The sequence below is a fragment of the Jatrophihabitans sp. sgz311053 genome, from assembly GCF_056135305.1.
On the sequence record NZ_JBWAXP010000003.1, the window covers coordinates 159,095 to 179,221 of the forward strand.

24 protein-coding genes and 2 tRNA genes are annotated in these 20,127 nt (G+C 72.2%); 17 read left to right on the forward strand and 9 right to left on the reverse strand.

Annotated features, from left to right (window positions below; translation table 11 throughout):
- The first annotated feature begins 21 nt into the window (after nucleotides 1–21).
- From AC0NZQ_RS18690 to AC0NZQ_RS18715, 6 genes are all read left to right on the forward strand, one after another.
- Entirely contained in the window at nucleotides 22–924 is a 903-nt protein-coding gene (locus AC0NZQ_RS18690; protein ID WP_474531589.1) for an alpha/beta fold hydrolase, read from the forward strand.
- 74 nt (nucleotides 925–998) lie between these two features.
- Nucleotides 999–2,177 (forward strand): acyl-CoA dehydrogenase family protein, encoded by a 1,179-nt coding sequence (locus AC0NZQ_RS18695; RefSeq protein WP_474531590.1) that lies wholly within the window; start codon nucleotides 999–1,001, stop codon nucleotides 2,175–2,177.
- Between the two features lie 81 nt (nucleotides 2,178–2,258).
- Nucleotides 2,259–2,330 (forward strand) — tRNA-Gln (locus AC0NZQ_RS18700).
- Between the two features lie 22 nt (nucleotides 2,331–2,352).
- Nucleotides 2,353–2,425: transfer RNA gene (locus AC0NZQ_RS18705), tRNA-Glu, on the forward strand.
- 85 nt (nucleotides 2,426–2,510) lie between these two features.
- Nucleotides 2,511–2,663, forward strand: coding sequence for a hypothetical protein (locus AC0NZQ_RS18710; protein WP_474531591.1), 153 nt, complete (start codon nucleotides 2,511–2,513; stop codon nucleotides 2,661–2,663).
- A gap of 73 nt (nucleotides 2,664–2,736) precedes the next feature.
- On the forward strand, nucleotides 2,737–2,922 hold the full coding sequence (locus AC0NZQ_RS18715; RefSeq protein ID WP_474531592.1) for a hypothetical protein: 186 nt from the start codon (nucleotides 2,737–2,739) through the stop codon (nucleotides 2,920–2,922).
- Between the two features lie 331 nt (nucleotides 2,923–3,253).
- Here the strand turns inward: AC0NZQ_RS18715 and AC0NZQ_RS18720 are convergent, their stop codons facing one another.
- Together AC0NZQ_RS18720 and AC0NZQ_RS18725 are read right to left on the reverse strand one after the other, a co-directional pair.
- The gene (locus AC0NZQ_RS18720; protein WP_474531593.1) at nucleotides 3,254–4,231 is read right to left on the reverse strand and encodes an NAD(P)/FAD-dependent oxidoreductase; all 978 of its coding nucleotides are present in this window, start codon (nucleotides 4,229–4,231) and stop codon (nucleotides 3,254–3,256) included.
- Between the two features lie 74 nt (nucleotides 4,232–4,305).
- On the reverse strand, nucleotides 4,306–5,583 hold the full coding sequence (locus AC0NZQ_RS18725; protein WP_474531594.1) for a competence/damage-inducible protein A: 1,278 nt from the start codon (nucleotides 5,581–5,583) through the stop codon (nucleotides 4,306–4,308).
- Nucleotides 5,584–5,766: 183 nt separating this feature from the next.
- Between AC0NZQ_RS18725 and AC0NZQ_RS18730 the strand changes: the two genes are divergently transcribed.
- The 10 genes from AC0NZQ_RS18730 (at nucleotide 5,767) to AC0NZQ_RS18775 (ending at nucleotide 12,259) form a co-directional block, all read left to right on the forward strand.
- Nucleotides 5,767–7,005, forward strand: coding sequence for a C40 family peptidase (locus tag AC0NZQ_RS18730; RefSeq protein ID WP_474531595.1), 1,239 nt, complete (start codon nucleotides 5,767–5,769; stop codon nucleotides 7,003–7,005).
- A gap of 95 nt (nucleotides 7,006–7,100) precedes the next feature.
- A complete protein-coding gene (locus AC0NZQ_RS18735) occupies nucleotides 7,101–7,988 on the forward strand; it encodes a metal ABC transporter solute-binding protein, Zn/Mn family (RefSeq protein WP_474531596.1) in 888 nt (295 codons plus the stop codon).
- A 16-nt stretch (nucleotides 7,989–8,004) separates the two neighbouring features.
- Nucleotides 8,005–8,832: a metal ABC transporter ATP-binding protein gene (locus tag AC0NZQ_RS18740; protein ID WP_474532026.1), complete on the forward strand. Its 828-nt coding sequence runs from the start codon at nucleotides 8,005–8,007 to the stop codon at nucleotides 8,830–8,832.
- On the forward strand, nucleotides 8,829–9,719 hold the full coding sequence (locus AC0NZQ_RS18745; RefSeq protein ID WP_474531597.1) for a metal ABC transporter permease: 891 nt from the start codon (nucleotides 8,829–8,831) through the stop codon (nucleotides 9,717–9,719). The genes AC0NZQ_RS18740 and AC0NZQ_RS18745 overlap by 4 nt, the downstream gene beginning before the upstream one ends.
- A gap of 99 nt (nucleotides 9,720–9,818) precedes the next feature.
- The gene (gene rpmB, locus AC0NZQ_RS18750) at nucleotides 9,819–10,055 is read left to right on the forward strand and encodes a 50S ribosomal protein L28 (protein WP_474531598.1); all 237 of its coding nucleotides are present in this window, start codon (nucleotides 9,819–9,821) and stop codon (nucleotides 10,053–10,055) included.
- Nucleotides 10,055–10,222, forward strand: coding sequence for a 50S ribosomal protein L33 (gene rpmG / locus AC0NZQ_RS18755; protein WP_474531599.1), 168 nt, complete (start codon nucleotides 10,055–10,057; stop codon nucleotides 10,220–10,222). The genes rpmB and rpmG overlap by 1 nt, the downstream gene beginning before the upstream one ends.
- A gap of 1 nt (nucleotide 10,223) precedes the next feature.
- Nucleotides 10,224–10,529 (forward strand): 30S ribosomal protein S14, encoded by a 306-nt coding sequence (rpsN, locus tag AC0NZQ_RS18760; protein ID WP_474531600.1) that lies wholly within the window; start codon nucleotides 10,224–10,226, stop codon nucleotides 10,527–10,529.
- On the forward strand, nucleotides 10,526–11,635 hold the full coding sequence (locus AC0NZQ_RS18765; protein ID WP_474531601.1) for a GTP-binding protein: 1,110 nt from the start codon (nucleotides 10,526–10,528) through the stop codon (nucleotides 11,633–11,635). Before rpsN ends, AC0NZQ_RS18765 begins: the two co-directional genes overlap by 4 nt.
- Entirely contained in the window at nucleotides 11,632–11,886 is a 255-nt protein-coding gene (locus AC0NZQ_RS18770; protein WP_474531602.1) for a type B 50S ribosomal protein L31, read from the forward strand. The genes AC0NZQ_RS18765 and AC0NZQ_RS18770 overlap by 4 nt, the downstream gene beginning before the upstream one ends.
- Nucleotides 11,879–12,259, forward strand: a complete 381-nt coding sequence (locus tag AC0NZQ_RS18775) for a hypothetical protein (protein ID WP_474531603.1) — start codon at nucleotides 11,879–11,881, stop codon at nucleotides 12,257–12,259. The genes AC0NZQ_RS18770 and AC0NZQ_RS18775 overlap by 8 nt, the downstream gene beginning before the upstream one ends.
- 32 nt (nucleotides 12,260–12,291) lie before the next feature.
- Here the strand turns inward: AC0NZQ_RS18775 and AC0NZQ_RS18780 are convergent, their stop codons facing one another.
- The 3 genes from AC0NZQ_RS18780 to AC0NZQ_RS18790 form a co-directional block, all read right to left on the reverse strand.
- Nucleotides 12,292–13,002 carry a TIGR03943 family putative permease subunit gene (locus AC0NZQ_RS18780; RefSeq protein ID WP_474531604.1) on the reverse strand — a complete coding sequence of 237 codons (711 nt, stop codon included), beginning with the start codon at nucleotides 13,000–13,002 and terminating at the stop codon, nucleotides 12,292–12,294.
- Nucleotides 12,999–13,973 (reverse strand): permease, encoded by a 975-nt coding sequence (locus AC0NZQ_RS18785; RefSeq protein ID WP_474531605.1) that lies wholly within the window; start codon nucleotides 13,971–13,973, stop codon nucleotides 12,999–13,001. Before AC0NZQ_RS18785 ends, AC0NZQ_RS18780 begins: the two co-directional genes overlap by 4 nt.
- Before the next feature lie 249 nt (nucleotides 13,974–14,222).
- Entirely contained in the window at nucleotides 14,223–15,218 is a 996-nt protein-coding gene (locus tag AC0NZQ_RS18790) for an NAD(P)H-binding protein (protein WP_474531606.1), read from the reverse strand.
- A gap of 81 nt (nucleotides 15,219–15,299) precedes the next feature.
- Here AC0NZQ_RS18790 and AC0NZQ_RS18795 point away from each other — a divergent pair, with 81 nt between their 5' ends.
- Entirely contained in the window at nucleotides 15,300–15,824 is a 525-nt protein-coding gene (locus AC0NZQ_RS18795) for a hemerythrin domain-containing protein (protein WP_474531607.1), read from the forward strand.
- 59 nt (nucleotides 15,825–15,883) lie between these two features.
- On the opposite strand, the gene AC0NZQ_RS18800 is transcribed toward AC0NZQ_RS18795, so the two are convergent.
- The 4 genes from AC0NZQ_RS18800 to AC0NZQ_RS18815 all read right to left on the reverse strand — a co-directional run bounded on the left by AC0NZQ_RS18800 (nucleotide 15,884) and on the right by AC0NZQ_RS18815 (nucleotide 20,026).
- Nucleotides 15,884–16,840: a hypothetical protein gene (locus tag AC0NZQ_RS18800; RefSeq protein ID WP_474531608.1), complete on the reverse strand. Its 957-nt coding sequence runs from the start codon at nucleotides 16,838–16,840 to the stop codon at nucleotides 15,884–15,886.
- Between the two features lie 107 nt (nucleotides 16,841–16,947).
- Entirely contained in the window at nucleotides 16,948–17,757 is an 810-nt protein-coding gene (locus AC0NZQ_RS18805) for a thioesterase family protein (RefSeq protein ID WP_474531609.1), read from the reverse strand.
- Complete coding sequence (locus AC0NZQ_RS18810) at nucleotides 17,754–18,497, reverse strand: ParA family protein (RefSeq protein ID WP_474531610.1); 744 nt, start codon at nucleotides 18,495–18,497, stop codon at nucleotides 17,754–17,756. The genes AC0NZQ_RS18805 and AC0NZQ_RS18810 overlap by 4 nt, the downstream gene beginning before the upstream one ends.
- Nucleotides 18,494–20,026: a CHAD domain-containing protein gene (locus AC0NZQ_RS18815; RefSeq protein WP_474531611.1), complete on the reverse strand. Its 1,533-nt coding sequence runs from the start codon at nucleotides 20,024–20,026 to the stop codon at nucleotides 18,494–18,496. Before AC0NZQ_RS18815 ends, AC0NZQ_RS18810 begins: the two co-directional genes overlap by 4 nt.
- Between the last annotated feature and the right edge of the window lie 101 nt (nucleotides 20,027–20,127).

Genomic DNA, 20,127 nt, shown 5'->3' on the forward strand with positions numbered 1-20,127 from the left:
GACGTGAGGGATCCGTGTGGCGTGGGTAACACCATCGCCGTGAATTCGCTCGCGTCGGTTCCCGAACCCGGCCAGACCCATGCCGACCTCGTGCCGGGCGTGCACTACGTGGCTACCGGGGACGGGGAGCGCACCGTCGTGCTGCTGCACGGTTTTGCCGACAACCTCACCACGTGGACGCGCCTGATCGGACCGCTCGCGGTCGACGCCCGCGTCATCGCCATCGACCTCCCCGGCTTCGGACGAAGTCGGCGCCGCTTCCCGACGCCACTGCTCGCCGGCTACGTGGAGGTGATCCGCGAGGTCCTGGAGGCCGAGGGCATCGACACGCCGGTCGCCCTCGTCGGCAACTCGATGGGCGGTGCGGTGGCGACGCTCTTCGCCGCGACGCACCCGGAGCGCACCGACCGGGTCGTCCTCATCGACATGCCCGGTCTGCGCGGCGTCCCGCGGCTGTGGCGGATGGCGCTGTCGCGGCCGGTGGAGTTCGGGCTGCGCGCCACCCTCGGTGCCGTCGGACACCGCTCCGCGGCCCGCGGCCTCGGCATGTTCTACCGCTGCGTGGCCGCCGCCGATCCGCGCCGCATCGACGCTCTCGCCCGAGCCGATTTCAGCGGCCCCTACTCCCGTCGTGGCGCGGTCCCTGACCTGCTCCCGATCGGTCGGGCGCTGCTTGCCGACCTCGCCGTCGCCGGTCTCGCCGAGCTGGTCGGCCGGTTGGAGGCGCCGGTGCTGCTGGTCTTCGGCTCGCGCGACATCCTCACCCCCGCGAGAGTGTTGCGGCGCGTCGGACGCGACGGCGGCGCCGTGGTCATCCCCGGCTGCGGTCACTGTCCCCAGGTGGACCAGCCGGGTCTGCTGCTGGAACACGTCCGGCCGTTCCTGCGGGCCGAGCCGGTGGGCAGCCGGCCGCGGGCAGCGTGAGCGAGCGGCGAACGCCGCGCGAATCTCCCGCGATCCTCTCGACGTAGAACTGTGACGGTATTACTGTCACGGTCATGACGAAGCCTGCCGTGCCCGCGTGGAGTGACGACGACATCGAGGCGTTCCGCGAGCTCGCCCACAACTTCATGGCCAAGGAGTGCGCTCCGAACGAGCCCCGCTGGGGCGAGCAGCAGCACATCGACCGCGAGGTGTGGAACAAGGCCGGCTCGCTGGGCCTGCTCTGCCCGTCCATTCCCGAGGAGTACGGCGGTGGCGGCGGCAGTTTCGCGCACGAGGCCGTGATGATGGAGGAGCAGGCCCGTACTCTCTCGCCGAGCCTCGGCACCTCCGTGCACAGCACGATCGTGGCGCACTACATCTGGCAGTACGGCACCGACGACCAGAAGCAGAAGTGGCTGCCGAAGCTCGCCACCGGCGAGCTCGTCGGCGCCGTGGCCATGACCGAGCCCGGCACCGGCTCGGACCTGCAGAGTGTCAAGACCAAGGCGATCAAGACCGGCGAGGGCGAGGACGCCGTCTACGTCCTCGACGGCTCCAAGACCTTCATCACCAACGGCTTCCTCGCCAACTTCATCGTCGTCGTGGCCAAGACCGACCCCGAGGACAAAGCCAAGGGCATCTCGCTCATCGTCCTCGAGACCGACACGCCCGACGGCGGGCTGGTCGAGGGCTTCAGCCGCGGCCGCGTCCTGAAGAAGATCGGCATGCACGGCCAGGACACCTCGGAGCTCTTCTTCGACGGCGTGCGGGTGCCGGCCGCCAACCTGCTCGGCACCGAGGAGGGGCAGGGGTTCATCCAGCTCATGCAGCAGTTGCCGCAGGAGCGACTGGCCATCGCCGTCGCCGCGGTGGCGGCCATCGAGGTGGCCCTCGAACACACCATCGCCTACACCAAGGACCGGCACGCCTTCGGCAAGCCCGTCTTCAACTTCCAGAACTCCAAGTTCAAGCTCGCCGAGATGGCCACCACGGCCAAGGTGGCGCGCGTCTTCGTTGACGACTGCATCGCCAAGCACATCGCCGGCGAGCTCGACATCCCCACCGCGTCGATGGCCAAGTGGTGGACCACGCAGATGCAGTGCGACGTGGCCGACGAGTGCCTGCAGCTCTTCGGCGGCTACGGCTACATGGAGGAGTACCCGATCTCGCGGATGTACACCGACTCGCGGATCCAGAAGATCTACGGCGGCACCAACGAGATCATGAAGGAGATCATCAGCCGCTTCCTCTGAGGGGGTGGTGGTGGAGCGGCTCGCAGGCGTCCGGTAGAGTCTGACGACGGCTCGCCGGACAGTTCGGCGGGCCGACACCCTTGGGGTATGGGGTAATTGGCAGCCCGGCTGATTCTGGTTCAGCTAGTCTAGGTTCGAGTCCTGGTACCCCAGCGCAGTACAAGGAAAGTGCTAGGGCCCCGTCGTCTAGTGGCCTAGGACGCCGCCCTCTCAAGGCGGTAGCGCCGGTTCGAATCCGGTCGGGGCTACATCAGTCAGTATCAGCCAGCACCCCCCGGTTCGCCGGGGGGTGCTGTCGTTTCCGGGGTTGCTGGCACCGGGTAAGAGCTGATCATGCTGCTACTGATCCTGCTCATCGTCCTCGCCATCGCCACCGGCCTGCTTGGGGCGCTCATCAAGGGCGCCTTCTGGCTCTTCATCCTCACCGTCGTCTTCCTGGTGGCGGCGTACGTCGTCGGACGCGGTCGGGCCGGCGCCCGCCGCTGAGTCGAGCTGACGGTGCGGTGGCCGCCCCGGGGCGCGAGGACAGAGCTCGCCGCCTGCCGGGTAGGTACCGAGCGTGACTCACCCCGACGCGCCGCAGCCCGACGACGAGCAGCCGGTCCGGCCCGACCACGACACCGTCCTGCCGGCGCTGGACGACGATCCGGAGCCCGACGAGCGGCAGCCCAAACCTGCCGAGACGCTCGCGCAGGACGACGACCTGCGTGCCGGGCAGTACGGGCCGGGGACGCCGCAGGCCTGACTGGCGCTGCATTCGTTGCCGCGTGCGCAGGATGCAGCGGTCTACGTCACTCCAGAGCCGGTTCAGCCACCAGATCCGTAGTTTTCTCGCCGCGCCGCCACGTGTCCTGCGTGTGACCATCGCGTGAAGTCGGTGTTTGGTGCATCCTTCTTCCAGGCAGTTCGGCGTCTCGGACGGGGGTGTGAGACGGCCGGCCGCGCATCCGTGACACGTCGCGGGTCGTGTCTGTGACGGAGGGACTCCGTGCCGGGGGGCGTCGAAGTCCCCGTCCACAGCCTGCCGAGAACGACGGCGTCGCCGGCGCGGAGCACCCCGCCGGCGGCGCCGCGGCTCATGCCGGCGAGCGTCCCGTCGAGGTGACGGCGGCATCCGCCTCGGCCATCACCAGATCGGCGTTGATGGCGGCGCCGGCGAGATTGCCCTGCGCCGCTGCCGAGATCACCTGCGCGGAGAGGTCGCCGACGTTGCCGGCGAGCCAGATGCCGGGAATCGACGTCCGGCCGGTGGCGTCCACCGTGGGCAGGTACTCGCCGGCTGTCGGCGACATCGGGTGCGGCACCGGACCCGGGCCGAGGTCGCGGAGCAGGTCGGAGCGGGCGACGGCGCGGGCGGCGACGACGAGGACGTCGCGCGCGACGAAGGTCCGGGTGGCGCCGTCGTCCACCACGATGCCGCGTATCCGGTCCTCGACGATGTCGAGTCCGGTGACCTGACCGGGGATCACCCGGATGCCGCGCGCCGCGAGCCGCGCTGCGTCGATCGGATCGAGGGCGGGGCCGGTGTGCCCGAAGACCACGACATCGTCGCTCAGCTGACGAAACAGCAGTGCTTGATGTGCCGTCAGTGGACCGGTGGAGAGCACACCGATGGCGCGGTCGCGCACCTCGTAGCCATGACAGTAGGGGCAGTGGATCACGTCGCGGCCCCAACGCGAGGCGAGATCCGGCACGTCGGGGAGCTCGTCGACCAGGCCGGTCGTGACGAGCAGACGACGGGACGTCACCGCCGTCCCGTCGCCCAGGACGGCGCGGAAGACATCGCCGCTGCGTGCCACCGAGATGACCTCGCCGTCACGGACGACGACGCCGTAGCGCTCGATCTCCGCTCGGCCGGCGGCGAGGAAGTCGGCCGGGCTAATGCCGTCGCGCGTGAGGAAGGCGTGGATGCCGTCGGCGGGCAGGTTGCGCTGCCGGCCGGCGTCGACGAGGAGAACCCGCCGACGGGAGCGGCCCAGGCTGAGTGCCCCGGCGAGGCCGGCGGCTCCGCCGCCCACGACGAGGACATCGAACGGTGCGGGATCGGTGATCATGTCGCCACCCTGGAACGTCCTCGCCTGATCGGCAACTGATCTTGCGGGAACGGCAAGATGAGGCGAGCCGGAGATCAGCCTCCCAGCGCCTCCCGGAGCATGTGCAGCGCCACGATGACGGTGCGGTGCCGGACGTCCTGCCGGTCGCCGGGCAGGGTGACCCGTCGCGGCGCGAGCGAGTCGCCCGGCCCGGCCACGCAGAGGTGGACGAGCCCCACGGGCTTGTCCGGTGTGCCGCCGCCGGGGCCCGCGACTCCGGTGATGCCGACGCCGATCGCCGCTCCCAGGCGCTGTCGGGCGCCGCGGGCGAGCGCCTCGGCCACCTCGGCGCTCACCGCCCCGACGCGGTCGATGAGCTCGACCGGTACCCCGGCGAGCTCGTGCTTCGCGGCATTGGAGTAGACGACCAGGCCGCCGGCGACATAGTCCGAGGAGCCGGCGAGGTCGGTGAGCCGTCCGGCGAGCAGGCCGGCGGTGCAGGACTCGGCGGTGGCGACGGTGAGCCCGGCCTCGCGGAGTCTCGCGGCCACGATCTCGTCGATGGTCTCGCCGTCGGGGGAGTAGAGGGTCGCTGCGAAGGCCCCCTCGACGAGGGCGCGGAGCCTGTCGTAGGCCGGCTGCGCGGCGGGCGCGTAGCGGGTGACGATCTCCAGCTCGCCGTCGCGCAGGCACGTCGTGATCTCGAGGTCGGCGAGCTCGGCCTCGTGCCGGTCGAGCACGGCGGTGAGCTCGGACTCCGGCGTCCCCCAGAGCCGCATCGTCCGCTGTCGCAGCTCCTCGGGCTCGCCGACGGCCGCGCGGACGGCGGGGTGGGCGAAGGCGGCCGGCCACATCGGCTGCAGCTCCCGCGGTGGCCCGGGCAGCACGACCACCGGGGGCCCGGTGCGGCCGTCGGCGACGGGCACGACCAACCCCGGTGCGGTGCCGACGGGTTCGAGGACACCCGCGCCGTCGGGCACCGTGGCCTGCTTGGCGACCGCAGCCGCCGTCGCCGTCGGGTCCAGCTGCCAGCCGCGCGCGGCGGCGAGACGGGCGATGACGGCGGCGATACGACGCTCGAGATCGGGGTCCACCCGACCGGGACGTCCCTGGAAGTCGCCGACGAGGCGGGCGGTGAGGTCGTCGGCCGTCGGCCCCAGCCCGCCGGAGGTGACGATGAGGTCGACACCGGAGCCGGCCAGGAAGGTCAGGCAGGCTCGCAGATCCTCGGGCCGATCCCCGACCACCACGACCTCGGCCACGTCGACGCCTGCTCGCCGCAGCTCCTCGGCGAGCCACGGACCGTTGCGGTCGGTGACCCGTCCGGTGAGGACTTCGGTTCCGGTGACGACGATGCCTGCGCGTGGCCTCATACCTCGATCCTAGGAAGCGCCGCAGACGACACGACGGGAACTACTGGCCTGTAATTCTTTACGAGGTCTTCACGGCCAATTAGGCTCGTGCCGGGGGATCGGGTGGGGTCCGGTGCGTCACCGTCATTCCGTCATCCTGCGCGCGCGGCAGCGCCGGCGCAGGTCCAGGCGAAAGCGAATCACATGAGTCCCACGCCCCCCGTCGATCTCACTGCTGCCCGGCCGCGCCGGCGTCGCCTCGGTGCCGTGATGACGGCCTCGCTCTGCGCGACCGTCGTCGTCGGGGCCGCGGTCGCCACTGCCTCGCCCGCTGTCGCAGCCCCCGCGAACGGTGGCACCGTCACCGTCGCGCCGAAGGTGAAGACGCCCGTCGACCCGATCGGTTCGACGCCGAAGATCCGCGCCGTCGCCGCCGGTCTGAGCGTGACCGGCTGGGCGGCAGACGCCAACGACTTCAGCCAGAACCTCGGCGTCGCCGTCGTCCTCGACGGCAAGAAGACCATCGGCACCACCACGACGTCGCTGCCCAACGCCGCCGCAGTGAAGAAGTACCGCACCGGTGCCACGCCGGGCTACGCGCTCACCGTCGCCGTCCCGACCGGGAACCACATCGTCTGTGTCGTCTTCGGCAACATCGGCGGCGGTCCGCGGCTGGTGAAGAAGTGCGTGACCACGCCGCTCGGGCGCACCCTCACCGCCACGCAGCAGGCCAGGCGCTCGCCCGTGGGTGCGATCCAGAGCGCCACCACCACGAGGTCGTCCGTCCGTCTCGTGGGTTGGGCCAGCGACCCCGACTTCGTCGCGCGTCGCTCCACCGTCGTCCTGTACCTGAACGGCTCGTCGGTGGCCACGCGGCTGACGACGAAGTACCTCGGGACCCGGCCGGCGGGATCCGGTGGGTCCTCGCGCTTCGACATCTCGGTACCGGCCACGCGAGCGACGCAGATCGCCTGCATCTGGGTCGTCAACGTCGGCTTCGGCAGCAACTCGTTCCTGGGTTGCCAGGCGCTGGACACTCGCGCCGCGAACGCGGCCACGAGTGCCACGTTGCCGGCGACGCCGGCGCTGAATAAGCAGGCCCTGGCGCTGGCGAAGAAGCAGATCGGCAAGCCCTACGTCTGGGGCGCCACCGGGCCCCGCTCCTTCGACTGCTCGGGCCTGGTCATGTGGGCCTACGGCAAGTACGGCTACCGCACGCCGCGGGTGTCGCAGGACCAGATCAAAGCAGCCCGGCTCATCCCCGCCTCGCGGGCGCTGCCGGGTGACCTGGTCTTCTATCACGACAGCGTCGGCGACGTGTACCACGTCGGCATCTACCTCAAGCCCGGCCTCAGCGTCGCGGCGATCGACACCGACCAGGGTGTGGACTACCAGCGCATCTGGGATCCCAACGCGACCTACGGCTCCTTCACCCACGTCTGAGAACCGGCGCACCGACCGCGCCACCCCGTGCTAGTGTCGATTCTCGTAATGAACATCGTTCTCATTATGAGGAGTGGCACGTGGTACGGGGTGGTGTGCGGCTGATCGCCGCGACGTCTGTGGCGGCGGCGATCGCGCTGGCGGGGTGCTCGTCCTCCGGCGGCGCCGAGAAGTCTCAGGGGGACGGCCTGCGGGTGGTGGCCTCGACCAACGTCTACGGCTCGATCGCCACGGCGATCGGCGGCAAGGACGTCGAGGTCACCTCGATCATCAAGGACCCCAACCAGGACCCGCACTCCTTCGAGGCCGACACCCGGACCAAGCTCGCCATCTCCAAGGCCGACGTCGTCATCAAGAACGGCGGCGGTTACGACGACTTCGTGACCACGATGGCGAAGGGCACCAAGGCCACGGTGCTCGACGCCGTCACCATCTCCGGTGACAAGGCGCCCGCGGGCGGCGAGCTGAACGAGCACGTCTGGTACGACTTCGCCGGGATGCGCAGGCTCGCGGCGGATCTGGCGACGACCTTCGGCAAGGCCGAACCGAAGGACAAGGCCACGTTCTCGACGAACCTCGCCGCCTTCGACAAGGCCCTGAGCGGGCTGCAGGCGCAGGAGAAGCAGATCGCCGCGGCCCACAAGGGCGAGGGGGTGGCCATCACCGAGCCGGTGCCGCTCTACCTGCTGCAGGCCTCCGGCCTGGTCAACAAGACGCCGCCGGCCTTCAGCGAGGCCATCGAGGAGGGCAATGACGTCTCGGTGAGCGTGCTGAACCAGACTCTCCAGCTCTTCAAGGACAAGGCCGTCAAGCTGTTGGCCTACAACGAGCAGACCACCGGCACCGAGACCGAGCGGGTGCTGGCCGCCGCGAAGAGCAACGGCATCGCCGTCGTCCCCGTCACCGAGACGCTCCCCGAGGGCAAGACCTACCTCAGCTGGATGCGCAGTAACGTTGCCGCGGTGAAGGCCGCTCTTGCCTGACAACCCGCCCGAGGCGGTGCCGCCGCCGACCCCGCCGTCCTCCTCGCCGCAGCCGCCGACGCTACGGCTGCGCGGGGCCGGCCTCGGCTTCGGCAGCCGGACGCTCTGGTCGGGGCTGGATCTGGACATCGCATCGGGTGAGTTCGTCGCCGTGCTCGGCGCCAACGGGTCGGGCAAGACGAGCCTGCTGCGCGCCATGCTCGGCCTGCAGCCGCTGACGGCCGGACGCCTCGAGATCGCCGGTGCGCCGGCCCGGCGGGGCAGCGGCACGATCGGCTACGTCCAGCAGCAGCGTCGTATCGACCCGCTGCTGCCGCTGCGTGGTCGCGATGTCGTCCGCCAGGGCCTCGACGGTCACCGGTGGGGCATCGGCCGACCCGGTGCGGGTCGGGACAGGATCGCCGCCGCGCTCGCCGCCGTCGGCGCCGAGGCCTACGCGGAGATGCCGGTCGGAGTGCTCTCCGGCGGCGAGCAGCAGCGGCTGCGGATGGCGCAGGCGCTCGTCGCCGATCCCGCACTGCTGCTCTGCGACGAGCCGCTGCTGTCGCTGGATCCCGCCAGTCAGCGGGCCATCACCGCCCTGGTCGATCGGCGTCGGCGCTCGCACGGGACCTCCGTCGTCTTCGTCACGCACGAGATCAACCCGGTCCTGCCGTACGTGGATCGCGTCCTCTACCTCGCCGGCGGGTCCTTCCGCGTCGGGACGGTGGACGAGGTGCTCACCTCGGCGACGCTGAGCGAGCTCTACGGCACGTCCGTCGAGGTGGTCCGTGCCGGCGGGCAGATCTTCGTCGCGGGGCTCCCCGAGACGCCCCGCCACCTGCACGAGGCGGGGGCGGCGTGAGCCAGTTGGCCACCGGCATCGACTGGGGCAGCGTCTTCGACTACAGCGACTACGGTCAGCTGCTGGCGCTCATCCAGAACACCCTCATCGCCGGCGCCGTGCTCGGTCTCGTCGGCGGCCTGGTCAGCGTCTTCGTCATCATGCGCGACCTGCCCTTCGCGGTGCACGGCATCAGCGAGCTCTCCTTCGCCGGGGCCTCCGGGGCCCTGCTCTTCGGCGTGAGCGTGTCGGTCGGCGCCATCACCGGCTCGCTCCTCGCCGCGTTGATCATCGGAGCCATGGGCAGCCGCTCGCGCGACCGGAACTCGGTCATCGGCGTGCTCATGCCCTTCGGGCTCGGACTCGGCGTGCTCTTCCTGTCGCTGTACCAGGGGCGCGCGGCCAACAAGTTCGGCCTGCTGACCGGGCAGATCGTCTCGATCGACTTCTCGCAGCTCAACACCCTCGTGGTGGTCTCGGTCATCGTGGTCGGCGGCCTGCTGATCGTCTGGCGTCCGCTCACCTTCGCCAGCTCCGACCCTGACCTCGCCGTGGCGCGGGGCGTCCGGGTCGGCACCCTCTCGGTCGTCTTCATGCTGCTGCTCGGGCTGACGGTGGCCATGTCGATCCAGATCGTCGGGGCGCTGCTGGTGCTCTCGATCCTGGTCACGCCGGGCGCCGCGGCCGTCCGCGTCACGGCCTCGCCGCTGGTCGCGGTGCTGTTGAGCGTGCTCTTCGCCGAGGTCGCCCTGGTGGGCGGCATCCTGCTCGCCAACGGTTCCAGCGTGCCGATCAGCCCGTACATCACCACGGTCTCGTTCGCGATCTACCTGGTGTGCCGGGGGATCGGCGCCGTCCGGCGCCGGCGCGGCTGGTCGCGCCGCACCGCCCGGCCCGTCACCGCCTGAGTCGCGGTGCTGGCCAGCGTACCTCGCCACCTCTCGTTAATGACAATGATTGTCGTTAACGATAAGCTCGGGAAACCCGACCGACAGGAGAGACCACCCATGTCCCGACGATGCGACGTCACCGGCGCGCAGCCGAGCTTCGGCAAGGCGGTATCGCACTCGCACCGGCGCACCTCGCGACGTTTCGATCCCAACGTGCAGACCAAGCGGTACTGGCTGCCGTCGGAGAACCGGTTCGTCCGGCTGCGGCTCACTGCCAAGGCGATGCGGACGGTCGACAAGCGCGGCATCGAGTCCGTCGTCGCCCGCCTGCGGGCTGACGGGGTGAGGTTCTGATGGCCAAGGCCACCGACATCCGCCCCGTCATCCGCCTCAAGAGCACGGCCGGCACCGGCTACACCTACGTGACCCGGAAGAACCGCCGCAACGACCCCGACCGTCTCGTGGTCCGCAAGTACGACCCGGTCGTGCGTCGGCACGTCGACTTCCGAGAGGAGCGCTGAGATGGCGAAGAAGAGCAAGCTCGCGCGGGACCGGCAGCGACGGGTGATCGTGGCGCGTTACCGCGAGCGACGCGCGGAGCTGAAGCAGATCATCAGCGACGCGAGCGCCTCCACCGCCGAGCGGACCGCGGCCCGCGCCGAGCTCTCGCGCCAGCCGCGGGACGCGTCGGCCACCCGACTGCGCAACCGCGACGCCATCGACGGCCGACCCCGCGGCCACCTCAGCCGATTCGGCATCTCGCGGATCCGCTTCCGCGAGATGGCGCACGCCGGCGAGCTGCCCGGCATCCGGAAGGCGAGCTGGTGACCCCGCCGATCCCGCTCACCGTCCTGGCCGGCCTGGACCGCGACGCCGTCGCCGACGTCGCCGCCGGCCTGCTGCTCACCACGCCGCGGCTCGCCGTCATCTGGGTGGATCCCTTCACCGCCGAGCTCGGCTGGGTGCAGAGCCGGGTCACCGACAGCGACGGCCGCTGCACCGAGCAGATCGTCGAGCTGAAGCACGGCTGCCTCTCCTGCGCCATGCGCGAGGCCGTGGTGCGTGCTGTCCGGCGGCTGGCCCGGACCGGTCGTTACGACGCCGTGGTCGCGCACCTGCACCCCGGCGTGGAGACCGACGCGGCTGTGCAGGCGCTGGCCGCCGAGCTCACCGGCACCGCCGTCATCGACACCGTGGGCCTGGTGATCCACGCCGGTTGGCTCGACGACCTCTGCGGCGACGCCGATGTCGCGGCGCGGGGCATCGCGGTGGCGCCCACCGACGAGCGCTCGGCTGCCATGGTCCTGGCCGCCGGCCTGGACGAGGCGTCCGTGCTGCTGCTGCCCGGCGCCGTGGGCGATGAGCTCACCATTACCGAGCACGCCGCGCTCGCGACACTCTGCCCCGATGCGGTGCGGCTCTTCCCGCAGACCACCCTCGACGTCCCGGCGGCCGCGCTCGTGGCGACCGGATCCTACGACGCCGCGGCACGCGGCCTCTTCGGCGAGCGTGGCCTGCTGGACACCCGGCTGCAGCTGCCGGCGGTCAGCGGCGACCTCATCCTGGTGCACTGGGACACCCGCGGCCGTCCGCTGCACCCCGGTCGGCTGCGCGAGGCGTTGGACCAGCTCGCCGACGGCGTCATCCGCAGCACCGGCCACCTCTGGGTCGCGACGCATCCGGACTCGGTCGTCCACTGGTACAGCGCCGGCGACTGCCTGGTGCTCGGACCGGCCGGGCCCTGGCCGGCGGGTCCGCGGCGCAACCGGGTCTCCTTCCTGGGAGAAGCACTGGACGCCGAGCGCATGACGGCGGTCCTGGACGGCTGCCTGCTCACCGACACCGAGCTCGCCGCCGGCCCCGCCGCGTGGGCGCGGCTGGAGGACCCGTTCCCCGAGTGGCGTCCGGCCACCGACGAGAAAGGCGCGGCATGAGACCCGACATCCACCCCGAGTACCGGCCGGTCGTCTTCTGGGACACCGGCGCGGGCCGTGGCTTCCTCACCCGCTCGACGCGCACGAGTGACCGGAGCATCGAGTGGGAGGACGGCAACACCTACCCGCTGGTGACGGTCGACGTCTCCAGCGTCAGTCACCCGTTCTGGACGGGCTCGCGCCGCGTGGTCGACACGGCCGGCCGGGTCGAGAAGTTCAACCGGCGTTACGGCCGGCGCGAGCGTGACTGACGCTGGTACCGGCCGGCTGCTGGTGGTGGCCGCCTGCGCCGGACCGCGATGCCGGGCGCTGCGGGAGCTGCACGACCCGTCGGCCGGCACCGCCGGTCCGGCGGGCGGGCGGCTGCGGGCGGCGGTCCGGCACCGGCCGGGGGCCGTGCTGCTCTCCACAGGGTGTCTCGGCCCGTGCCATCACGGCTGCGTCGTCGCCGTCGGGCCGGGGTCGGCCGACGGGCGCGGCGGCGTGCGCTGGGACGGCCGTCCGGTCGGGCTCGCCCTGGCCGAGCTCCCCGGCCGAGACGCCGAGCTGGCAGCATGGATCCGCGACGACGCTCCGGACCTGGCCCGGTTGCCGCCGGCGCTGCGGCAGCTCGGCGCCGCCTGAGGCGGCTCAGTGGTACGGCTCAGTCGTAGGGCTCAGTCGTAGGGCTCGGCCGGCGCCGCGATGCGCTCCACACGCGTCGCGGCCAGGATGGGGACGTCGACGTCTCGGTCGTCCTGCCCGGCGTAGCGACCGGTCACCCGGACCCAGCTGTCGTCTGCCGGTGCCGCCTCGTCGGTCCGTACCCGGACGGTGACCGGGGAGGCGTCGGCGGCGCAGCAGGAGATGACCAGGCGGGCGAGGACGAAACCGCCGTCGGCCCGGCCCGCCACGAAGCCGGTGAGCCGGACGGTGCGCTCGGCGATGGAGGATCGCCCCTTGCTCGCGGCCCGCAGCGCGAAGTCGAACATCTTCATCGACACCGGGTCGCGGGACGGCAGCCGCGGGAAGTCGTAGTCGACCGCGATCGGCATGACCGGCTGGCGCTGCTCGACGGTGTAGCGGCCGAGTGCGGGCGGGCCGATGACGAGCACGGCGACGACCGGCGCGACGATCAGCCAGGAGGCGCGCGAGGCCGCGCCGTGACCGTGCTCGTCCACCGGGGCGGCCGCCTCGTCGTGCGCGGCGCCGTGGCGGGCGTCGGCGACCAGCGACCAGACGGCCAGCACGAGCATCACGACGCCGGCCACGACGACCCATGGCCGGGCGCTCATCTTGACGAAGCGCAGCAGCAGATCGCTGGTGCCGAGCCGCAGCAGTGCGGCACCGAAGAGAAGGAGCAGCAGCGACTGGGTCCGGGTGCTCACAGCAGCCACCACCCGACGAGGGCGGCCGAGCCGACCGCCACGACGAAGCTCAACGGCGCGAGCCGCACCGCCATGCGCCGGCCGAAGGTGCCGACCTGCATGGCGATCAGCTTGACGTCCACCGCGGGGCCGACGGCCATGAAGGCCAGCTGCGCGGTGGGGGAGAAGCGGGCGAAGGAGGCGGCGATGAAGGCGTCGGCCTCCGAGCAGACCGCGACGATGACCGCGAGGGCCGCGAGGGCGACCACGCCGGCGACAGCGTGACCGGCGAGCCCGTCCAGCCAGGACGACGGCACCACGACGTTGACGGTGGCCGCGGCGGCTGCGCCGACGACGAGCAGGCCCAGCGACTGCGCGAGGTCGTGAGCGGCCGTCACCCGCACCCGCTCGCGGCGCGACATCGCGGCCGGCAGGTCGAAACGGCGGGGCAGCGGCGGGAGGCGCCCGAGACGCAGCCACACCCAACCGACGACGACCGCGGTGAGCAGCGACGCGACGAAGCGCGCGAGGACCATCTCGGGGCGGCCGGGGAAGGCCACCGCCGTGGCCACCAGCACCACCGGATTGATGGCCGGGGCCGCGAGCAGGAACGCCACCGCCGGCGCGGCCGCGACGCCGCGACGCATGAGCGAGGCCGCCACCGGGACCGAGCCGCACTCGCAGCCGGGCAGCGCCATGCCGGCGAGGCCGGCCACCGGGACGGCGAGGGCCGGCCGCCTCGGCAGCACCCGGGCGAAGAAGCCCGGCGGGACGAAGACGGCGATGGCCGTCGAGACGGCCACGCCCAGCACGAGGTAGGGCGAGGCCTGGATGCAGATCGCGGCGAAGACGGTGGTCCACGCCTGGACGGCCGGCTCCGCCCACACCGACGGCAGCGCGAAGCGCGCCAGCACGGCGGCGAAGAGGACCAGGCAGAAGACATCGGTCGAGGTGAGTCGCCGGCGCGTCTGCGCCCCTGCCGGTGCCACCACGCCGGTCACGGTAGCGCGAGCGGATGGGGTGGGGCCGGTCGTCCACAGCCCGCTGTGCGACAAGTGCCCGGCTGGCCCGGCTGGCCCGGGTGGTTGTCCCGGGTGGTTGTCCCGGGGCGTCCGGGCTCCTAGGGTCGGAGGTGCCGGAACGGACGCGTTTCGACAGCGCCCCGGCCGACCCACCCATCGGCCGGGGCGCGTTGACGCGGTAGCCGTAGCCGTGGTGCGCGGCGATATTGCGCGGGCCGCTCAGGCCACGTGGGACACCTTCGCCCGCCGCAGCCGGGCCCGGACGGCGAGTGCGGCGAGGACTGCGCCGTCGTAGTCCATCGGCTCGAACGGCACCACGGAGCGGATCGTGTCGTCGCGGACCACGACCTCGTTGCGCATCGACTCCAGCAGCGTCCGGATGGTGCGCGAGTCGACGCCGGTCAGCAGCGGCAACGCCTGCGAGGCGATCAGGGTGGCCAGCTGGGCGGCGGGGAAGATCCACGGCACGGGGACGGGAACGATGATGGTCGCGCGACCCTCGATGGCGCTGACCCGGCTCATCACGTCGACGTAGCGCAGCACCTCCGCGCCACCGATCTCGTAGACGTGGGAGGCGGGGTCGTCGAGCAGCTCGCCGGCGATGACGCCGACGAGATAGCGGACGGCGTCGGCGAGCGCGATCGGCTGTGTCCGCGTCAGCGCCCATCGGGGCACCGCGAGAACGGGCACCTTCTCGACCATGTTGCGGACGATCTCCCAGGACGCGCTGCCGTGGCCGATGACCAGGCCGGCACGCAGCGCCGTCACCGGAACACCGCCGGTGGCCAGCCGCTGCTCGACCTCCTGGCGGCTGCGCAGGTGCGGCGAGAGGTCGTCGGACTCGTCGCCGAGGCCACCGAGATAGACGATGCGCCGGACGCCGGCGCGGGCCGCGGCCGTCCCGAAGTTCTCGGCCGCCGCGGCGTCGCGCCGGGCGAAGTCGCCGTGGTCCAGCGAGTGCACCAGGTAGTAGGCGACGTCGCAGTCCCGCATCGCCGCCACCAGCGAGGAGAGGTCGGCCACGTCACCGCCGATCGCCGTCGCCGGCCCGTCGTAGTCCTCGGGACGGCGGGTCATGGCGCGGACCGCGTACCCCTCGTCCTGCAGTGCCGGGACCAGCGCCTGTCCCACGAATCCGGTGGCGCCGGCGACCAGGACGCGCCGCGGCGGGGTCGCGTCGAGCGCGGGATCGGCGGCCGGCTTGTCGTCACTCACCCCGCCGAGATACCCCCGGCCGCGGGCACCCTCACCCTCACGAGCGGTTGGTCACCGCCAGCTCACGGGTACAGCCCCGTCATGGCCGACATCATCGAACTCATCTACGCCGATCACGACTGGCTGCGCCGCCAGTTCTTCCGCCTGGACGACGCCAAGACCCCCGACGAGCTCGCCGCGATCTGGGAGGTCCTCGGAAAGCGCCTGGACACCCACGCCGAGGCGGAGGAGACCGTCTTCTACCCCGCGCTGCTCCGGCACGGTGGTGAGCAGGACCCCGGCAACCCCGAGGGCGATCCGGTCGACGAGACCGAGGACGCCATCACCGATCACAACGAGATCCGGGACGCCGTCCGCGAAGCCGACCGGCACGAGGTCGGCAGCGAGGAGTGGTTCTCCGCCGTCTTCAAGGCCCGCAGCGAGAACGGCGAGCACCTCGACGAGGAGGAGCGCGAGGCCATGCCCGACTTCATCAAGAGCGCGACGCTGGAGCTGCGCCACGAGCTCGGGATGAAGTGGCTGCAGTTCTACGCCCGGCACCAGGCCGGGGCCGGCATCGACGGCGCCGACAAGGACGCCGACGAGTACATCGAGCAGCACAGCTGAGGTCCCAACCCGGCAGTCACGATGGCCCGGTCCCCGCGGGGGCCGGGCCATCGGCGTCCTCAGTTGACGTGCTGCGGCCGTTCGGGGATGGCGTCCATGGCCTGCGCGGCCGACACCAGCCCGGTCGTGGTGAGCGGTGAGTCACGGAGCTCCCGGCCCGCCTCGGCCTGCGCCGGGTCGCTGTCGCGCTCGACCCACACTGCGCCGGCGAGAATGCCGAAGAAGATCACGGCGCTGAAGATGCCGAGCCAGACCGACATCACGAAGACCACCCCGACCAGGCCGTAAGCCTCCACTTGCCAGGTGATCTGGCCGTCCATGATCAGCCGGGACAACCGGACGGTGATGACGGTGAGGACCGCGACGACGAGGGCTCCCGGCATGAGGGCACGCCACGCCACCCGGCCACCGAGCAGCCAGTGCTGCGTCCACCAGATGAAGCCGAAGACGATCAGTGCCTGCAGCACCAGCACCGCCACGAGGCCGACGTAGGGGACGGCGCTGTCGACGCTGCGGACCAGACGGCCGGCGGCGAGCAGCATGGCGATGAAGACGGCCAGTGCCGGGACGTAGGCGAGCTGGCGCAGATAGCTGCGCGTGCTGATGACCCGGGGCACCGTCCAGATCAGCTCGAAGGCGCGTTGCTGCACGGTGGCGACGCTGGTGGCGAAGAGCACCGCGATGACCAGGCCCACCACCAGCTCCGACAGGCTCATCCGCCGCGAGGAGTGGCTGAACAGCGAGCCGACCGCGCTGGTGGCTTCCGGGCCGAGGCCGAAGAAGCGGGCGATGACGAAGCTGACATTGCGACCGGTGAAGCGGTCGAGGATCGCCGAGATGGCGACCACCAGCGGAGCGGTGCAGAGCACCTGCTGCGCGCTGAAGGCCAGGGCGTGGGTGTCGAGGTCCAGCTCCCGCATCCGGGCGTAGCCGCGGCCGCCGAGGCTGCGCTGCCACCAGACGCGTCCCGCGTTGAGCAGGCGCACCTCGGGGAGACGGACCTCGGGCAGCTTCACGCGACCATTGTGCCCAGATGCGCCGACAACGGGACGTCTCGCGACGACGACGTTCCCACGGATCCGCTGCACCGCAGGACAGCGGCCAGACGGGCAGCCGGACGGGCTCAGCCGGGCTCGCCCAGCCGGATCCCGGCCAGCTGGACGGCATGTGCCACGACGCGGCCGCGCGAGTCCCACACCCAGCACGTCTCGTCGACCCGCTGGCCGTCGACGAGGTGGGCCCGCTGCAGCACGCGCAGCGGGCCGGGCGCGGGTCGGGCGCGGATGTAGGCCGTCAGCTCGAGGGTGGGGACCCAGCCGGTGAGCTCGATCTCGAAGGTGGCGGGTGGGAAGGCGTCCACGGCGTAGAGCAGCGAGACGCTGTCGAAGTCCTCGCCGTCGGCGAGCGTCAGCCAACCCCGGAGCTCGCCGCGACCGCTCGGCTCACCACGGCCGAAGCCCAGCGTCTCGCGGTCCAGGCGCAGATCGACCTGGTCCATGATCGGCACGGGGATGCCCGCCGGGTTCACGCCCGGCACCCGGATCGCCCGCGCCGGGTCGGCGTCGGGCAGCTGCGGCACCCCGTCGGCCCAGTAGGGCTCGGTGTCGCCGAGCCGGGTGGTGGTGACGAGGGCCTCGACACAGGGGCTGCCGTCCTGCGACAGCCGGGCCCGCAGTTGGCTGGCGGACCGGCCGGCGCGCAGCACCTCCGCGGTGATCTGCACCGGACCGGGATCGGGCGAACGGAGGTACTGCGCGCTGGCGGTGAGGACGTGCTCGTGCGGCCCGACGCTCACCGCCGCGCGGCCGAGCAATGCCAGCAGGTAGCCGCCGTTCGGCTTGCCGCCGATGGTCCAGGCCGGGTCGACGACGGCGGTGAAGCCCTCGCCGGCAGCCTGCAGGTCGGTGACCTCGGCGAAGGAGCGGCCGGTCACGGGGTGCCGCCGAAGACTTCGTCCCAGAGCTCGCGGTAGCGCCGGGCGGCGGCACTGCGCGGCGCGAACGCGGCCACCGGCTCCCGGCGCTGCGCCATCTGCTCGACCACCGAGAGCGCGGGGATGGCGGTGCGGGCGAGGTCGGGGCGCCGGGCCGGCAGCTCGGCGACGACGTCACGGTGCAGCCGCTTGCGCGCGTCCACCATGGAGAAGAAGCCGACGAGCCGGGGGTGGGGCTCGGGGATCTCGGTGAGGAAGTCGCCGAGCTGGTCCAGGGTGCGGATGGAGAGCGTCGTGGGGATGAGCGGCACGAGCACGGTGTCCGCGGCACGCAGCACGTTCTCGCTCAGCAGCGACATGCTCGGCGGGCAGTCGAGCAGCACCAGGTCGAACTCGTCGGCCAATGGCTCCAGCAGCCGGGCCAGCCGCTTCGTGGGCTTCTTGGCTTCGTCGAGGAGTAGATCCAGGTGCCGGTAGGTGAAGTCGGCGGGCAGGACGTCCAGGCCGTCGTAGTCGCTGCCCTTGATGGCATCGGCCAGCGGCCGCGTCTCGCGGACGACGCGTCGGCCGCCGCCCTTGACCCGGGCGTCCACGCGCAGGATGTAGGTCGCCGCGCCCTGGGCGTCGAGATCCCACAGCAGGGTGCGCAGCCCGCGTCCGGCCCCCTCGTAGGCGAGGTTCACCGCGGTGGACGTCTTCCCGACGCCCCCCTTGATGTTGTACGTGGCGGCGATCCTCACGCGACGAGCTCCTCGAGCCGGCGGTGTCCCCGCTTGGAGGAGAGCTCCGCGCGAGCGGCGGCCACCCGGTCGTCCCACTCGCGGGCGAGCCGGCCGGCGCGGTCGATCACCGCCCCGGCAGCGAGCAGCGTCGGCACCGGCAGCCCCGCTGCGGTCCGTGAGCCCGATCGCGCGGCCGCGGCCAGTTCGGTACTGACGATGCGGGCGCCGTCGCGCAGCCGCAGCAGCTCGCGTAGCTCGTCGAGCTCCCGGCGCAGCGACGCTCCGCGGCCGTCCGGGTGGATCGGCGCGAAGGCCGTCAGCACCTCGCTGAGCGAGGCCAGCCGGAGCGGGAAGGTCTCGTCGTCGGCCGCCTGTGCCGCCTCGTAGGCCGAGCGGGTCAGGCTCACCGCCGCCTCGCCCGCCGAGGGTCCGATGACGTCGGCCCCGGCCATGCTGGTGAGATCGCGCCGCCAGGTGGTGAAGGCGGCCGGTGCGCGGGGTGCCCGCAGCGTCGCGCGCATGCGTCGCAGCTCGGTGCGGCGGCGCCGGCGCAGCTCGTCGCGCAGCGGGTCGAGATCCGTCTCTACCAGCCCGGCGAGGTCGGTGCCGCCGTCCCCGGCGAGCTCGAGCAGCGCGATGTCCACCGCGCGCAGCGGTGCCGTCTGTTCCTCCAGCCAGGTGAGGTCCCGCTCGACGCGGACCGCGGAGCGGCCGGTGAGCAGGTGACCGGCGACGCCCAGCAGCGCCCGGGTCGAGCGGATCGCCGCCCGCAGCTCGCGCAGGAACTCGGTGTCGAGGTCGGCCAGGGCACCGTCGCGGGCGTCGTCGACCACCGCGACGTGATCGAGCAGTGCCCGGGCCACCGGCCAGACAGCCGGGTCGCGCGGCGACAGCGGCGTCCGCTCCCCGGCGAGGCCGGCGGGGAGGCGCCCGGCCGCCGCCAGCGCGGCGTCGGTGGGCGAGAGTGCGGTCGTCTCGGCGCCCATCGCCTCGGCGAGCAGTTCGACGCAGCGTCGCGCATCGCGGTCGTAGCCCCGCAGCGGCCGGACGGCGACGTGCAGCGGCAACGCGGCCTTGCGGGGCAGCAGCAGCCGTTGCTGGTCGACCGACACCCGGACCCGGGTCTTGCCCACCTCGTCCATCAGCCGGAGCAGGATCCGGCGGGTCTCGACCTCGGCGACGGGGAGCAGTGCCCGTACGCCGACCGCCGGGGCGATCGCCTCGCGGACCGGGGAGGCGCCGAGCCGGTCCAACCGGGAGGGCCAGGACAGGCCGCTGACCGGGGCGCTCAGCGACGTCGTCCCTGTCGGTGCCCCGGTGAGCCGGCTGCCCTCGACCACCAGCTCGCGGCGCCGCCCGTGCCGCTCCTCGCGCAGGGCGATCCCCGCCCGGTGCAGCCGCCAGTCGGCGGTGTCGAGCCAGGTCCAGCGCAGCGTCGTCGCCGGCTCGGCGTGGACCGTGTACCCCGCCGAGAGCGCGGCGAAGACGGCGCCGGCGTCGCCCGACGCGCCGACGGCCAGCACCAGTCGATCAGCTCGCGTGGACATCTCGCTCAACGTAGAGCATGACGCGTGTCGTCCGGTGTCCCGACGGTGACGCGCGGCGTACAGCCAGCCTCCCTAGACTGGCAGACCCCGGCACGGGTCCG

Excerpts from the sequence above, each read along its gene's own strand:
- AC0NZQ_RS18695 (WP_474531590.1), top strand. The coding sequence starts at position 999 with ATGACGAAGCCTGCCGTGCCCGCGTGGAGTGACGACGACATCGAGGCG.
- AC0NZQ_RS18710 (WP_474531591.1), top strand. The coding sequence starts at position 2,511 with ATGCTGCTACTGATCCTGCTCATCGTCCTCGCCATCGCCACCGGCCTG.
- AC0NZQ_RS18720 (WP_474531593.1), bottom strand. The coding sequence starts at position 4,231 with ATGATCACCGATCCCGCACCGTTCGATGTCCTCGTCGTGGGCGGCGGA.
- AC0NZQ_RS18725 (WP_474531594.1), bottom strand. The coding sequence starts at position 5,583 with ATGAGGCCACGCGCAGGCATCGTCGTCACCGGAACCGAAGTCCTCACC.
- AC0NZQ_RS18730 (WP_474531595.1), top strand. The coding sequence starts at position 5,767 with ATGAGTCCCACGCCCCCCGTCGATCTCACTGCTGCCCGGCCGCGCCGG.
- rpmB (WP_474531598.1), top strand. The coding sequence starts at position 9,819 with ATGTCCCGACGATGCGACGTCACCGGCGCGCAGCCGAGCTTCGGCAAG.
- rpmG (WP_474531599.1), top strand. The coding sequence starts at position 10,055 with ATGGCCAAGGCCACCGACATCCGCCCCGTCATCCGCCTCAAGAGCACG.
- rpsN (WP_474531600.1), top strand. The coding sequence starts at position 10,224 with ATGGCGAAGAAGAGCAAGCTCGCGCGGGACCGGCAGCGACGGGTGATC.
- AC0NZQ_RS18770 (WP_474531602.1), top strand. The coding sequence starts at position 11,632 with ATGAGACCCGACATCCACCCCGAGTACCGGCCGGTCGTCTTCTGGGAC.
- AC0NZQ_RS18795 (WP_474531607.1), top strand. The coding sequence starts at position 15,300 with ATGGCCGACATCATCGAACTCATCTACGCCGATCACGACTGGCTGCGC.
- AC0NZQ_RS18815 (WP_474531611.1), bottom strand. The coding sequence starts at position 20,026 with ATGTCCACGCGAGCTGATCGACTGGTGCTGGCCGTCGGCGCGTCGGGC.